Origin of the sequence: Pseudoclavibacter sp. RFBI5 (assembly GCF_002931395.1) — a bacterium.
Classification (GTDB): domain Bacteria; phylum Actinomycetota; class Actinomycetes; order Actinomycetales; family Microbacteriaceae; genus Pseudoclavibacter.
The window spans coordinates 277,281-290,527 of sequence record NZ_PSYA01000010.1 but is presented as its reverse complement, the minus strand read 5'-3'; the positions used below and the strand labels follow the sequence as shown (position 1 = coordinate 290,527).

Sequence of the window (13,247 nt, the reverse complement as noted above, 5' to 3'; positions counted from 1 at the left end):
CTCACCACCCTGCTTCCCTGAGCGCCGCTCTGGCCTCTTCTCGTGCCGAATACTGGATCTTCTTGCCCGCGACCTCGGTGTAGCTCTCGTGGCCCGGACCGGCAACGAGGATAGTGTCCTCTGCGCCCGCAAGCGAAACCGCCTTGCGCAGACCGAGGCTCGCGTCGGCGATCTCGTAGAGCTCGCGTTCGGGGTGGCTCGACCTGGCGCTCTCGACGAGGACGCGTCGGATCTCGTCCGGGTCCTCGGTGCGGGGGTTGTAGTCGGTGATGATGACGACGTCGCTGCCTGCGGCGGCGACTCGCGCCATCTCGGGCCGCTTCGTCCGGTCGCGGTCGCCGTCGGCACCGAAGACCATGAAGAGGCGTCCCGTCGTCATCGCGCGAAGCGCGCCGAGAGTCTGCTCGAACGCGTCCGGGGTGTGCCCGTAGTCGACGTACAGGCGAGGGCCTCGCTCACCGGAGACCAGTTCGAGGCGCCCAGGCACGAAGGCGTCGATGCCGCCGTCACGCTCGAGCACCTCGGCGATCTCGCCGAGGTCGTAGCCGGACTCGACGAGCATCGCGATCGCGAGTCCCGCGTTAGCCGCAGAGAACCAGCCGGGCATCGGGATGCTCGTGTGCAGGACCCGGTCATCTGGGCTCGTGAGCGTGAAGCTCGTGCTGCCTCCGCTGGAGTCGGTGACGACCAGGTTCCAGTCGGCGTCGGTCCCGGGCTTGGAGGAGATGGTCGTGACGGGGATGCGGGAGTCCTCGACGACGCGCGCGCCCCACTCGGAGTCGAGCGACACGACGCCGCGTCGAGCGCGCTCCGGTGTGAAGAGCTTGAGCTTCTCGCCGAAGTAGGCGTCGAAGTCGACGTAGTCGTCGAGGTGGTCGTGCGAGAGGTTGATGAAGCCGACGACGTCGAACTCGATGCCGTCGACCCGGTGCCTCGTGATGGCCTGCGCGGAGACCTCGATGCTGGCCGCGTGGACGCCGACCTCGCGCATGCGGGCGAGCAGCGCGTGCAGCTCGCTGGCTTCTGGCGTCGTCAGGCTCGCCTCGATGCGCTCTTCGCCGATGCGGCGCTCGACCGTCGTGGTGAGGCCGGTGACGACCCCCAGCTGCAGCAGGAGGCCGTCGAGGATGTAGACGACGGACGTCTTCCCGTTGGTTCCCGTGACGCCGAAGAGCTTCGGCTGGTCCGGGTCGGTGCGGTAGATCCACGCGGAGACGTCGCCGAGCGCGAGACGCGGCTCCTCGGTCACGAGGACCGGTACTCCGAGGTCGCCGGCCAGCTCGGCCCCGGCGGCGTCGGTGAGGACAGCGACGGCGCCGGCCTCGGCCGCGTTCGCGGCGTAGCTGGCTCCGTGCACGCGAGCACCGGGGAGCCCCACGTACAGGTCTCCGGCTTCGACGTCCAGTGATGAGATGGAGACGCCGGTCACCTCGACCTGGTCGACGCCTTCTGGGGCGTCGAGTCCGAAGTGCGCGCACAGCTCGGAGAGCGAGCGCGGCACTGGGTGGGATGGACGAATGCTTGCTGCGGGCATGACTTCCTGTGCAGTAGTGCGGATCAGAACGTGGTCGGGATCGTCGGCCACGGGCTCGGCGATGGTGCCACCCGGTTGGATTGGAGGACGTAGGCCATGACATCGTGCCATGCTGGCGCGGTGGCGGCGCTGCCCCTCATCGTAGTTGGGTTCATGATCGAGACCGTCACGACGTACTTGGGGTCGTCGATCGGAGCGACTCCCGCCATCGAGGTCATGAAGCTGCCGTCGACGTACTGGCCCTGCCCGTCAGAGACCTCGGCGGTGCCCGTCTTGATGCCGACACGGTAGCCGGGGATCGCCACCTCGTTCGCGAGGCTCCCGCTCTGCGCCGTGGCCTCGAGCAGCGTCAGCGTGTCGGTTGCGGCCTGCGCGGAGACGACCTGGCGCGGCTCACCGGGTTCGCTCGGCACGAAGCCGTCCTCGGTCTCGCAGCCCTCGACGAGCTGGACGGGAAGCCGCTGACCGCCGTTGGCGATGGTCTGGTAGGCGCTCGCCATCTGCGGGGCCGTGACCTGCAGGCCCTGGCCGAACATCGTGGCGTAGTTGGTCTGCGGGTCCCACTCGTCGTACGGGCGGACCGTTCCGGCCTCCTCTCCGAGGAAGTCGGCCTCGGTGTCGGCGTTCAGGCCGAAGTCGAGCATGTAGTCGTAGCGCTCGCCCGCGCTCAATCGCTGCCCCATCAAGGCGATGCCGATGTTGGAGGAGCGCGTCATGATGCCAGCAGCGGTCCAGCGTTCGTCGCCGTGCGCCCAGTCGTCGCCGAAGCTGACGTCGGTCTGCTCGAAGCGGCCGGGCACCGTGAACTGCTCAGCGGGCGTGGAGAGGCCCTTGTCGAAGACCATCGCTGCGGTGAGTGCCTTCATCGTCGAGCCGGGCTCGTACGGTGCTGTGAAGGCGCGCGAGCCGCGGTCCTCCGTCGCCGTGGCGCCAGGGTCGTTTGGGTCGACGGACGGGAAGTCCGCCGCGGCGAGGATCTTGCCGGTGCCGACCTCCTGGACGATGATGTGCCCCCATTGGCCACCCATCGCCGTGACCTGCTGCGCGAGAACCTGGAGTGCGTAGTACTGCAGGTCGGCGTCGACCGTGAGCTTGAGCGTGCCACCCTGCTTCGCCTCGGTCAGCGTGACCTCGGTGCCTGGGATGCGCACGTTGTCCGCGCTTCGCTCGTAGGTCTCCTCGCCGTCGACGCCCGCGAGGCACTTGTTCTCCGACAGCTCGAGTCCCGCAAGGGGCTCGCCGTCGGCGCCGAGGAAGCCGGTGAGGTTCCCGGCCACCTGCCCGTTGGGGTAGACGCGCGCCGCTTCCCGCTTCGGGTAGATCCATGGGATCTCGAGCGCGCGCACCTTCTGATACGCGGCGAGCTCGAGCCCCCGGCTGAGGTACGCGAAGTTGCTGTCGGGGTCGATGGCAAGCGCCCCGTCGATGACGCCGATGAGCTCGGCCTGCTGCTGCCCGGTGATGGCTGCGATCTCGCCGAGCGCCTGGTCCCTGGAGACCGTGGCGGTCTTGCCGTCGTCGCCCGTGCGATCGAACTCTGCGACATTCGCTGGGGCGACCGTCAGGTCGAATCGGTCGGCGGAGTCGGCGAGGATCTCGCCGTTGCGGTCGATGATCGAGCCGCGCTCGCTGAAGATGGTGCTGGAGACGCCGCGCTTCGATTCGGCGTCGGCGTTGATGGTCGACGCGGAGACCAGCTGCACGTCGATGAGACGCACTCCGAAGGCGACGAGCACCGCGGTCACCAGGATGATGACGAGGCCTGCCCTGCGCCTGGACACTTTCGGTGACACGGTGGTCCTCCCCCTCTGGCGTTGCTCTTGGTGGGTCTACCTCGTGGAGGGAGAACGCAGCTCGGTGACCGAGGGTACGGCAGGCGCGGCGGCCTGCTCCGCTGAAACTCCGTTGGGGTCGGCGACCGGTGCCGCTGGCTGCGTGACCTCGTTCGTCACGAGACCCGTGTTGATGGGAGCGGCGGTGCCGGTGGAGGCCGCATCGGTGGCGAGCGAGCCGCTGCCGACCTGCAGGAACGCCTGCGAGTCGGTCGGCACCATGCCGAGCTTCGTGGCCTCGACGGCGAGGTTCTGCGCCGACGACATGGCGCTGAGCTCCTCGAGCGCCGCTGACTCGGTGCGGGCGAGCTCCGTCTGCGTCTGCTCGAGCCCGCTCACCTCGTAGGCGCCCTGGGAGATCGCGATGCTCAGGGCGAGCTGCGTGACGAAGACCCCGGCGAGGACGACGAGGGAGATGAGCATCGAGCGGAGGCTCGGGAGCCGCCGGGCGCCAGGCGCCTCGACGAGTCGCAACCGCGGCGACGATGTCGCCTCCCTTGGGGCCGACTTCTGGCGACGCGTGGAGGTGGACCCGCGGAGGAGGCTTGTTGCTGCAGTCATGCCCGTGGGCTCCTAACTCTCGCCACCGCGCGCAAGCGCACGGGAAGTGCTCGTGGATTGATCTCGCCCTCGTCGGCGCCGGCCCGCTCAGCTCCGCGGACGAGACGTTCGAACTCGGGCTTGTGCTCTGGCAGCTCGACCGGGAGGCCGCTCGGCGCGGTCGAAGTGGTCTTCGCCTCGAACAGCCGCTTCACGAAGCGGTCCTCGAGGGACTGGTAGGCCTCGACGACGACGCGCCCGCCGAGGGCGACTCGATCGAGGGCCTGCGGGAGGGCACGCTCGAGCGCGCCAAGCTCGGCGTTGACCTCGATGCGGAGGGCCTGGAAGACGCGCTTCGCAGGGTGACCGGCATCGCGCTTCGCGGCTGGCGTGGCTCGCTGGAGCACGTCGACGAGCTGTCCGGTCGTCGCGATCGGGGCCTGGGCCCGCTCGCGCACGATCCAGCTCGCGTAGCGAGGAGCGAGCTTCTCGTCGCCGTACCGGTAGAAGAGCTGCTTGAGCTCCTCTTCACCGTACGTGGCGACGATCTCTGCCGCTGTGACGCCCTTCGTGGCGTCCATGCGCATGTCGAGGGGCGCGTCCTGGCTGTAGGAGAAGCCTCGGCTCGCTTCGTCGAGCTGGAGCGACGAGACGCCGAGGTCGAACAGGACGGCGTCGACGGTGTCGATCCCGAGCTCGACGAGCGACGACTCGAACTCGTCGTAGACGGCGTGCACGAGCGTGACCCGATCGCCGAAGCGAGCGAGGCGCCGACCGGCGAGGCCGAGCGCCTCCGAATCGCGATCGAATCCGACCAGGCGGGCGTTCGGGCAGCGGTCGAGGACCGCCTCGCTGTGGCCGCCCATGCCGAGCGTCGCGTCGACGTAGATGCTGCCTGGGGCCTGCAGCGCAGGCGCGAGGAGCTCCACGCAGCGCTCGAGGAGCACTGGCGTGTGCAGCGATGCCGGGTCGCGTTCGCTGCCGTTCTCCGGCTGTGTGTTCTGGCTGTTCTCTGTCATGACGATGCGGGTTCCTCCCTGATCACTGATTCCCATCCGTTCTCTCTCCCCGCGGCGATGCGCGAGGGGAGCGAAGTGGAGATTCCTTCTGCCGCCGGGGAAGTGGCTTCAGATGGGGCTCCGCGGTGCTGCTGAGCTCTGCTGCGAGGGAAGGCGCTTCAGAGCGGAACGGCTGAGAATCGGCGGTCAGGGTCAGAAGAGTCCCGGGATCACCTCCTCCGCGGTCTCGGAGAAGGCGGCCTCGTTGGCCGCGACGTAGGTGTTCCAGGCCTCTGCATCCCAGATCTCGGCGCGACTGCCCGCACCGATCACGGCGAGCTCGCGGTCGAGCCCCGCGTACTGCCTGAGCTGCTGCGGGATGGTCACGCGGTTCTGCCGGTCAGGCGTCTCCGCGTGGGCTCCGGAGAGCAAGAGGCGCAGGTAATCACGGGCCTGCTTGCTGGTGACGGGGGCCTGGCGGATGCGGTTGTGGAGCTCCTCGAACTCGCTCGTGGAGAAGACGTAGACGCAGCGGTCCTGCCCTCGGGTCAGCACGACACCCTCTTCGAGCTCGTCGCGGAACTTGGCCGGAAGGATGAGCCGGCCTTTCTCGTCGAGCTTGGGCGAGTACGTGCCAAGGAACATGCACGCCTCCCTCCCTGTCGCTGAATCCCCACATGCTCCACTTTACTCCACAACCCACCACACATCTACGCAAACGCGCCTTTTCTCGCCTGTGAATGCAGAAAGAGGCCAGTAAATTACTGGCCTCTCAACGGTGGAGGGAAGTGGAGCTGTTTTCACCTCACAAGCGCACAAAAAAGGGGACCGGCCAGGTGGCCGGTCCCGAGGTGAGGAAGTGAGGTGGGTGGGGGAAGGTGCGAAGTGGAGGGCAGTGGGAGGACTCCCCCGTTGCTACTCCCCTTGCTGCCGCTTGTCCCAGCGGTTGCCGAGCTTGTCCATGAACGAACCGTCGGACGACTCGCCGCTCTTCGGTGAGGGGCGACCGGTCGGCAGTGGGTCGGACTGCGAAGCCGCGCCCTTCGGGGCGGCGAACGCGTAGACGACTCCCGCCAGCATCAGGACGAACCCGACGACACCCAGGACCGGGATGTTGGTGGCGACGCCGGCGACGACGACGCCGATGCCGACCGCGACGGAAAGGAACGCGACCACGACGGCTCGCGTGGTGACCGCAGCGCCGCTTCTCGGCGATGTGGACACCACGTCCGCATCGTTCTGGTAGAAGCTGCGCTCCATCTCATCAAGCAGCCGCTGCTCTTGCTCAGATAGTGCCATGTTGACCTCGTGCTCAGGGGGCGATCGGAGCCCCGCTCCGAAGTATTGCGCCCATTGTAGGCGCGCGCACCTGGGTAGAGTGGTGTCGTGTCTGAGAGTTCTACGCTGTCCTCCAAAGTCCAGCGTCGTCTGGACGCCACAATTGCCGAGAATCTTCAGGTTCTGGGGCCGATCGGCGTCGATGTGCCCGCCTTCCTGGAGCAGGCCGGGGCCTTCACGACGGGCGGCAAGCGCCTCCGAGCGTCGTTCTGCGCCGCCGGATACAGCAGCGCCGCCGGCACGCCCGAGCAGAGTGAGGCGGTGATCCTCGCTGCGGCCTCGATCGAGCTCTTCCACGCCGCGGCCCTGGTCCACGACGACATCATCGATCGCTCCGACACGCGCAGGGGTGCACCCTCCACACACCGCGCCTTCTCGAAGCACCACCACGCCTCCGGCTGGGCTGGCGACGAGGAGCACTTCGGTCTCAGCGCCGCCATCCTGCTCGGCGACCTGCTGCTCGTCTGGAGCGACCAGCTCTTCGTGGAGGCCTGCGCCCTCGTACCCCCAGCGGACGCCGTTCGCGCACGAGCCGAGTTCAGCAAGATGCGCAGCGAGGTGACGATCGGCCAGTACCTCGACCTCGTCGAGGAGGTGGCGTGGCCGGTCGTGCCCATCGACGCACGCGCGTCCCGGGCGACGACGATCGCGATCTCGAAGTCCGCCAGGTACAGCGTCGAGGAGCCTCTTGTGCTCGGAGCGCTCCTCGGAGGTGCCTCCGATGCCCTCGTGCAGCAGATTCGCGCGTTCGGGCTGCCCCTCGGCCTCGCCTTCCAGCTCCGGGATGACGTCCTCGGCGTGTTCGGGGACGAGGCGGTCACCGGCAAGCCCAGCGGAGACGACCTCCGAGAGGGCAAGAGAACCCTCATGATCGCCGCAGCCCAGGAGCTCGCGTCGCCTTCGGACTCGGCGCGGCTCGACGAGCTCCTCGGAGACCAGGGGCTCGATGAGACGCAGATCGCCTGGATGCAGGCGCTCATCGCGGAGTCCGGCGGATTGCAGCGCGTGGAGGAGCTGATCAGCTCCTCGCTCGTCGAGGCGCTCGCCGGACTGCAGGGCCTCGAGCTCGACCCCGGGTCGCGGCGACTGCTCGAGCAGCTCGCGGAGCGCACGGCGCACCGGGAGCACTGACCAGCTGGCAACCCGCTCGGTGCCAGCAGCCGGCTGGCCGGCGGCGAGCCGCGCTGGTCGACTAGATGGCGAGCAGCTGGACGGCGTGACGCACCTGCGTCTTCCGTCCCTGCACGAGCGCGTCGAGGGGCGCGACACCGAGCGTCTCATCGACGCTCAGGAGCCACACCATCTGGTCGTGGGCACTGAGCCCCGCGTCGCCGAGCAGGAAGAGCGTTCCCCGGAGACCCGCCAGCGGCTCGCCGTCCTTGATGAACTCCTGCGGGATCCGCGGCTCTCGCTCGATGCGGAACGACAGCAGCTGCTTGTCCTCGATCAGGGTCGACACGCGCCCCGTCGAGACACCGAGCTCGGATGCTGCCTGGGGAATCGTGTACCACTCACGGGTACTGAAGACGTCGCTCACGCCTCACATGGTCGCAGACTCGGCGCATCGATGCGAGCCCGAGTGATTCCTCGATGCCGTGCGGTGTTTCATCCCGGAGGCGCGTGCCTTGTCGGGCTATCCTGCACGACGTGAGTCCCGTTGGTCCCGACGACATGATCGGCCGTCTGATCGACGGCCGATATCAAGTGCGCTCTCTGATCGCCAAGGGCGGCATGGCTACGGTCTATGTCGCCACTGATCTGCGCCTCGAGCGCAGGGTGGCGGTCAAGGTGATGCACGACCACCTCGCCGCCGACGAGCGCTTCCGCGAGCGGTTCATCCGCGAGGCGCGCTCTGCGGCGAAGATCACCCACCCGAACGTCGTGAACGTCTACGACCAGGGTGACGACGAGGTCTTCGCCTACATGGTGATGGAGTACATCCCGGGCATCACGCTCCGAGACCTGCTCCACGACCATCACCGACTCACCCCGGAGCAGTCGATCGACGTCATGGACGCCGTGCTCGCGGGCCTCCAGGCAGCGCACAAGCTCGGCATCGTGCATCGCGACCTCAAGCCCGAGAACGTCCTGCTCGCCGACGACGGCCGCATCAAGCTCAGCGACTTCGGTCTCGCCCGTGCGGCGAGCGCGAACACGGCGACCGGGCAGGTCCTGCTCGGCACCATCGCCTACCTGAGTCCCGAACTCGTGACCAAGGGCACGGCCGACGTGCGCAGCGACATCTACTCGCTGGGCATCATGCTCTTCGAGATGCTGACGGGCGAGCAGCCATACCGAGGCGACCAGCCGGTCAACATCGCGTACCGCCACGCCAACGAGACGGTTCCCGCCCCCAGCGAGGTCAACGCCAGCGTTCCGCACGAACTCGACGAGCTCGTCGCCTGGTCGACGGAACGCGATCCCGAGCTTCGGCCAGCGGACGCCGGCGTGATGCTCGAAGCGCTGCGTCGCGCAGAAGCCGAACTCGGCCAGTCGGCCCGGCCCATCGACCCGACGGCGGTGCTGTCCACCGCGAGCCAGAGCGACGTCGAGGACACCGACCCGACGGAGCTCGCCCTCATCACGAGCCAGGTGTCGTCCGCGTCCTCACCTCCGGAGTTCTCCGAAGGACACGTCGAGCCCTTCAGACCCGGAGACGCCCCCACCGTGGTCGGGGCCCCGATCTTCCCGGAGCCAAGCGCCGCGGAGCTCGAGCCATCGCTCCCGCAAGCCACCTCGACGGCCGAGCAGGGCGCCCGCAAGCGACGCACCTTCGGGGCGGTCATCGCCATCCTGGTCATCGCGCTCGTCGCAGCGGCCGGTGGTATCGGCTGGTGGTTCGGACTCGGACCTGGTTCCTACAACACCGTCCCCGAGGCGGTCTCCCTCACGCAGGCCGACGCGGAGTCGGCGATCACCGCAGCCGGCTTCACCGTCGGCGATGTCACGCAGGAGTTCTCGCTCGAGGTCGCTGCCGGCACCGTCATGGACATGGACCCGCAGGCCGGCACGTCGCTCGCCCCGGAGACTCCGATCTCCCTCGTCGTCTCCGCCGGGCCGGAGATGCTCACGGTGCCGGCCCTGGAGGGGCTGACCCTCGAGGCGGCGGAATCCGCCATCACCGAGGCAGGCTTCACCTACGACCAGGCCACGACCCTGCGCCAGTTCTCCGACGAGGAAGCCGACATCGTGATCGCAGCGACGGACACCACCGGCGCTCCACTCCCCTCCACGCTCGCCGAGGGGCAGCCCATCCGCCTCGTGGCCTCGGCCGGAATCCTGCCGGACGTCGCCGGTGAGACGGAAGCGAACGCGACGAAGCTCATCGAGGAAGCCGGTCTCGTCGTCAACGTGTCGAGCCGGGAATTCTCGGCCTCGGTCGCCAGCGGTACCGTCATCGCCTCCTCGACCACCACCGATCCGGTCGTTCCGGGCGACACCATCAACATCTCGGTCTCGAAGGGGCCAGCCCCCGTCGTCCTCCCCAACGTCGTCGGCGCACCCATCGGAGAAGCCATCGCGACGCTCGAGGGACTCGGGCTGACGGTCGGCCACAACGTTCCACCCGGCATCGTCAACGACCCGAACCCGGTCATCAAGTTCGTCGTCTCGACGCAGTCGCCCGCCGCCGGGGTCGAGGTACCGGCCGGGTCGAACGTCACGCTCACGGCCACCGCAACGCTTTAGGCGCTCTGCCGCTGGGGCGTGGCCCGGGCTCTCGCCTCCCGCGACCGAGCGCTAGGAGCGTGACGCCGACCGAAGTGCCGCGATGGGCTCAGGACGATGCACCCCGCGCATGCGGTAGCCCAGCGAATCCGATGCGTGAAGCAGGTCCGCGAGCAGCCAGATGATGCTCAGCCACATCTCGGTCCCCTGCAACCCTGGTTCGCCATCCTCCCCCGAGGAGCGCGGCGCGAACGCCATCCCTTCGCCAGGAACCCACTGGCCGAGCGCCTGTTCGAGCGCCCCGCGCGCCCACTCCGCGATCTCCCCGCAGCGGTGCTTGGTCTGCTGCGAAGCGAGCCAGAGCGGATGCGCGCTATCGAGCACGTTGCACGCCGTCCAGCCATCTGGCGTGGAGAGGTGGGGGTCCGCTGCGTGCAGCAGCACGGTGTCGATCGTCGCGACCGGATACGGCAGCGGCAGTCCGAACTGCGCGAAGAGTCCGCGGGTGAGCCGATAGAAGCCGTTCACGGCCTGCAGCCTTGGCGACTCCGCGCCGGGCAGCTCTTCCCCCCACAGGCCTGTTCGCGGGTCCGCGCGCGCGACCGCCCAGCCGAGCACGGTGAGGAGCGGCCCGACTCCCCCGTCGTCGAGGGCGTCGGAATGATCCAGCATGTTCGCGGCGCACGCCGTCGCGACCGCGTCGACCGCGGCACCGGAGCCCCAGGCGCCAGCAGCCCAGTCACGGGCGTCGAGTGCCGCCGTCACGTCGGTTCCCGTGAGCCCGTGCACGGCGCGGATCGGGTGGGGCATCCGCCCGCCCAGCAGCCGCACGGCGTAGCTGGCGCTGAGGACGTGGTAGCTCGCCGGCCCCTCGAAGGCCGAAAGCCGTTCCGACGACTGCGGATCCGGCGACGTCTGCGCTCGCTCGAGGCCGGCGTCCGAGAGATCGCCGTCGGCGACCAGGCCCGTCGCGGGATCCTGCCTCGCCGTCAGCCTCCGGAGCAGGTCCGCGGCGTCGAAGCCGGGCGGCGGCGCGTCCAGCAGCAGGTCGGCGAGCTCGACGGCGTCGGCCCAAGGTCGGAGGGTGGGCGCCGCAGCCGTGCCTGGGCGATCGACGAAGCGGCCGCCCTCGAAGCAGCGCGCGAGCACCGCCGTGATCTCAGCCCGAGCCGTGTCCCCGAAGCGTCGGAGCCCCTCCCTGAGCCCGGCTTCGCGTGCCGGCGCCCGGCGGTCGCGGAGGACGCGCGCAGGATTGCCCGCTGCGACCGCGTGGTCAGGGACGCTCTTCGTGACCACCGAGCCCGCGCCGATCACGACGTGGTCGCCGACCACCACCCCGTCGAGGATCGTCACCTGCGAGCCGATCCAGACATCGTCTCCGAGGACGATCCCTCGGCTCGACAGCCCCTGGGTGAAGACCGGAGCGTCCGGCTCCATCTCGTGGTTGAAGCCGAGGATCGAGGTGTGTGCGCCGATTCGGACGCCGTCGCCCATGTGCACGTCGCCGCGGACCACTGCGAAGGGGTTGACGGAGCAGTCCGCGCCGATGGCGACGTTGTCGGTCACGTAGGCGTTGGCGGCGATGTAGCTGCGGTCGCCGATCGACAGCCGATCGCAGAAGACGGCGGCGCTCGCCGAGACGAACACCCGGTCGCCGATCTCGGCACCCGACGCTGCCAATTCGCGCAGTCGCTCAGCTTGGGCGGCTCCGTCGGCGGAGTGGGGATCGTACTCCCATGGGAGGAAATCGACTCGGCGGACGCTGTCGGCGCTCATGCGCTCATCCTTTCACGAGCGATGCGGCGGCGGAGTTCGGGCTTCGTGCTCCCAAACGCCGAGAGAGGCCTCCTGGCGACGGCAGAGCTCGACAGCTCCACCATGCCAGGAGGCCTCGTCACGTCACACGACCCGAAGCGCCTTCGAGGTCACGACCGAGTCCCTCTAGTGCTTGCCCGCGCGCAGCTCCTCGGCCACGAGGAACGCGAGCTCGAGCGACTGCATGTGGTTGAGACGCGGGTCGCACAGCGACTCGTAGCGGGTCTCGAGGGTCTTCTCGTCGATGTGCTCGGAACCGCCGAGGCACTCGGTGACGTCATCACCCGTGAGCTCGACGTGAATGCCACCCGGGTGCGTCCCCGCGGCGCGGTGCGCCTCGAAGAAGCCCTTGACCTCGTCCACGACGTCGTCGAAGCGACGCGTCTTGTAGCCGTTCGGCGTCGTGATCCCGTTTCCGTGCATCGGGTCGGTGATCCACAGCGGCTGCGCATCGCTGCTCTTGATCGCCTCGAGCAGGGGCGGAAGCGCGTCGCGGATCTTGCCTGCGCCCATGCGGGTGATGAACGTGAGCCGACCAGGTTCGCGGTTCGGGTCGATCTTGTCGATGAGCCGCAGCATGGTGTCGGGCGTCGTCGATGGCCCGAGCTTCACGCCGATGGGGTTCTTCACGCGGCTGAAGAAGTCGACGTGCGCCTCGTCCAGGTCGCGCGTGCGCTCCCCGATCCAGATGAAGTGGCCGGACGTGTCGTACGGCAGACCGGTGCGGGAGTCGATGCGGGTCATGGGTCGCTCGTAGTCCATGAGGAGCCCCTCATGGCCGACGAAGAACTCGACGTCACGGAGTGCGTAGAAGTCAGCTCCAGCGGCCGCCATGAAGCGGACGGCACGATCGATCTCAGCCGCGAGCTGCTCGTAGCGCGCGTTGGCGGGGTTGGCGGCGAAGCCCTGGTTCCAGGAGTGCACCTCGCGGAGGTCGGCGAAGCCGCCCGTCGTGAATGCCCGGACGAGGTTCAGCGTGGAAGCGGCCGTGTGGTAGCCGCGGAGCATGCGCTCCGGGTCCGGGGTGCGGCCCTCCTCGGTGAAATCGAAGTCGTTGACGATGTCTCCGCGGTACGCGGGCAGCGTCACGTCGCCGCGCGTCTCGTTGTCGCTCGACCTGGGCTTCGCGAACTGACCGGCCATGCGGCCCATCTTGACGACCGGCATCGACGCGCCGTACGTCAGCACGACGGCCATCTGCAGGATCGTGCGCACCCGCGCACGGATCTTGTCTGCCGTCGCGCCCGCGAAGGTCTCGGCGCAGTCGCCACCCTGCAGGACGAACGCCTGCCCGGCAGCGGCCGTCGCGATACGGTCGCGCAGGCGGTCGACCTCGCCGGCGAAGACGAGTGGCGGCAGCGACGCGAGCTCACCTGAGACGCTCGCGACCTTGGTCGCGTCGCCCCACTGCGGCTGCTGCCGGATCGGCAGCTCGCGCCAGGCGTCGAGCCCCTCGAGCACGCCGGGGGGCGTCGGGATCGACTCTGTGTGGGTGGAGGTGAATTGGCTCATGCTCGCTTCTCT

11 protein-coding genes are annotated in these 13,247 nt (G+C 68.7%); 2 read left to right on the top strand and 9 right to left on the bottom strand.

The window, feature by feature from the left end:
* Window position 1: 1 nt before the first annotated feature.
* The 6 genes from C5E06_RS08295 to C5E06_RS08270 all read right to left on the bottom strand — a co-directional run bounded on the left by C5E06_RS08295 (window position 2) and on the right by C5E06_RS08270 (window position 6,203).
* Window positions 2-1,534 carry a Mur ligase family protein gene (locus C5E06_RS08295; RefSeq protein ID WP_104299065.1) on the bottom strand — a complete coding sequence of 511 codons (1,533 nt, stop codon included), beginning with the start codon at window positions 1,532-1,534 and terminating at the stop codon, window positions 2-4.
* A gap of 23 nt (window positions 1,535-1,557) precedes the next feature.
* Window positions 1,558-3,327 carry a penicillin-binding protein 2 gene (locus C5E06_RS08290; protein ID WP_104241134.1) on the bottom strand — a complete coding sequence of 590 codons (1,770 nt, stop codon included), beginning with the start codon at window positions 3,325-3,327 and terminating at the stop codon, window positions 1,558-1,560.
* A gap of 36 nt (window positions 3,328-3,363) precedes the next feature.
* The gene (locus C5E06_RS08285; protein WP_146081018.1) at window positions 3,364-3,927 is read right to left on the bottom strand and encodes a hypothetical protein; all 564 of its coding nucleotides are present in this window, start codon (window positions 3,925-3,927) and stop codon (window positions 3,364-3,366) included.
* The gene (rsmH, locus tag C5E06_RS08280; protein WP_258067567.1) at window positions 3,924-4,925 is read right to left on the bottom strand and encodes a 16S rRNA (cytosine(1402)-N(4))-methyltransferase RsmH; all 1,002 of its coding nucleotides are present in this window, start codon (window positions 4,923-4,925) and stop codon (window positions 3,924-3,926) included. Before rsmH ends, C5E06_RS08285 begins: the two co-directional genes overlap by 4 nt.
* Before the next feature lie 192 nt (window positions 4,926-5,117).
* Window positions 5,118-5,549 (bottom strand): division/cell wall cluster transcriptional repressor MraZ, encoded by a 432-nt coding sequence (gene mraZ / locus C5E06_RS08275; protein ID WP_104241131.1) that lies wholly within the window; start codon window positions 5,547-5,549, stop codon window positions 5,118-5,120.
* A gap of 270 nt (window positions 5,550-5,819) precedes the next feature.
* Window positions 5,820-6,203: a DUF3040 domain-containing protein gene (locus C5E06_RS08270; RefSeq protein WP_104241130.1), complete on the bottom strand. Its 384-nt coding sequence runs from the start codon at window positions 6,201-6,203 to the stop codon at window positions 5,820-5,822.
* 87 nt (window positions 6,204-6,290) lie between these two features.
* Here C5E06_RS08270 and C5E06_RS08265 point away from each other — a divergent pair, with 87 nt between their 5' ends.
* A complete protein-coding gene (locus C5E06_RS08265; protein ID WP_104241129.1) occupies window positions 6,291-7,373 on the top strand; it encodes a polyprenyl synthetase family protein in 1,083 nt (360 codons plus the stop codon).
* Window positions 7,374-7,434: 61 nt separating this feature from the next.
* Here the strand turns inward: C5E06_RS08265 and C5E06_RS08260 are convergent, their stop codons facing one another.
* Window positions 7,435-7,779 carry an Rv2175c family DNA-binding protein gene (locus C5E06_RS08260; RefSeq protein WP_104241128.1) on the bottom strand — a complete coding sequence of 115 codons (345 nt, stop codon included), beginning with the start codon at window positions 7,777-7,779 and terminating at the stop codon, window positions 7,435-7,437.
* A gap of 134 nt (window positions 7,780-7,913) precedes the next feature.
* Here C5E06_RS08260 and pknB point away from each other — a divergent pair, with 134 nt between their 5' ends.
* Window positions 7,914-9,929 (top strand): Stk1 family PASTA domain-containing Ser/Thr kinase, encoded by a 2,016-nt coding sequence (pknB, locus tag C5E06_RS08255; protein WP_104306573.1) that lies wholly within the window; start codon window positions 7,914-7,916, stop codon window positions 9,927-9,929.
* 51 nt (window positions 9,930-9,980) lie between these two features.
* Here pknB and C5E06_RS08250 read toward each other — a convergent pair whose 3' ends face one another.
* Both C5E06_RS08250 and C5E06_RS08245 read right to left on the bottom strand, forming a co-directional pair.
* Window positions 9,981-11,684 carry an acyltransferase gene (locus tag C5E06_RS08250; protein WP_104306572.1) on the bottom strand — a complete coding sequence of 568 codons (1,704 nt, stop codon included), beginning with the start codon at window positions 11,682-11,684 and terminating at the stop codon, window positions 9,981-9,983.
* 165 nt (window positions 11,685-11,849) lie between these two features.
* Complete coding sequence (locus C5E06_RS08245) at window positions 11,850-13,235, bottom strand: class II 3-deoxy-7-phosphoheptulonate synthase (protein ID WP_104241125.1); 1,386 nt, start codon at window positions 13,233-13,235, stop codon at window positions 11,850-11,852.
* Window positions 13,236-13,247: the final 12 nt, after the last annotated feature.

Coding starts and splice junctions, on each gene's coding strand:
- C5E06_RS08285 (WP_146081018.1), bottom strand. CDS start 3,927: ATGACTGCAGCAACAAGCCTCCTCCGCGGGTCCACCTCCACGCGTCGC.
- rsmH (WP_258067567.1), bottom strand. CDS start 4,925: ATGACAGAGAACAGCCAGAACACACAGCCGGAGAACGGCAGCGAACGC.
- pknB (WP_104306573.1), top strand. CDS start 7,914: ATGATCGGCCGTCTGATCGACGGCCGATATCAAGTGCGCTCTCTGATC.
- C5E06_RS08250 (WP_104306572.1), bottom strand. CDS start 11,684: ATGAGCGCCGACAGCGTCCGCCGAGTCGATTTCCTCCCATGGGAGTAC.
- C5E06_RS08270 (WP_104241130.1), bottom strand. CDS start 6,203: ATGGCACTATCTGAGCAAGAGCAGCGGCTGCTTGATGAGATGGAGCGC.
- C5E06_RS08245 (WP_104241125.1), bottom strand. CDS start 13,235: ATGAGCCAATTCACCTCCACCCACACAGAGTCGATCCCGACGCCCCCC.
- C5E06_RS08295 (WP_104299065.1), bottom strand. CDS start 1,534: ATGCCCGCAGCAAGCATTCGTCCATCCCACCCAGTGCCGCGCTCGCTC.
- mraZ (WP_104241131.1), bottom strand. CDS start 5,549: ATGTTCCTTGGCACGTACTCGCCCAAGCTCGACGAGAAAGGCCGGCTC.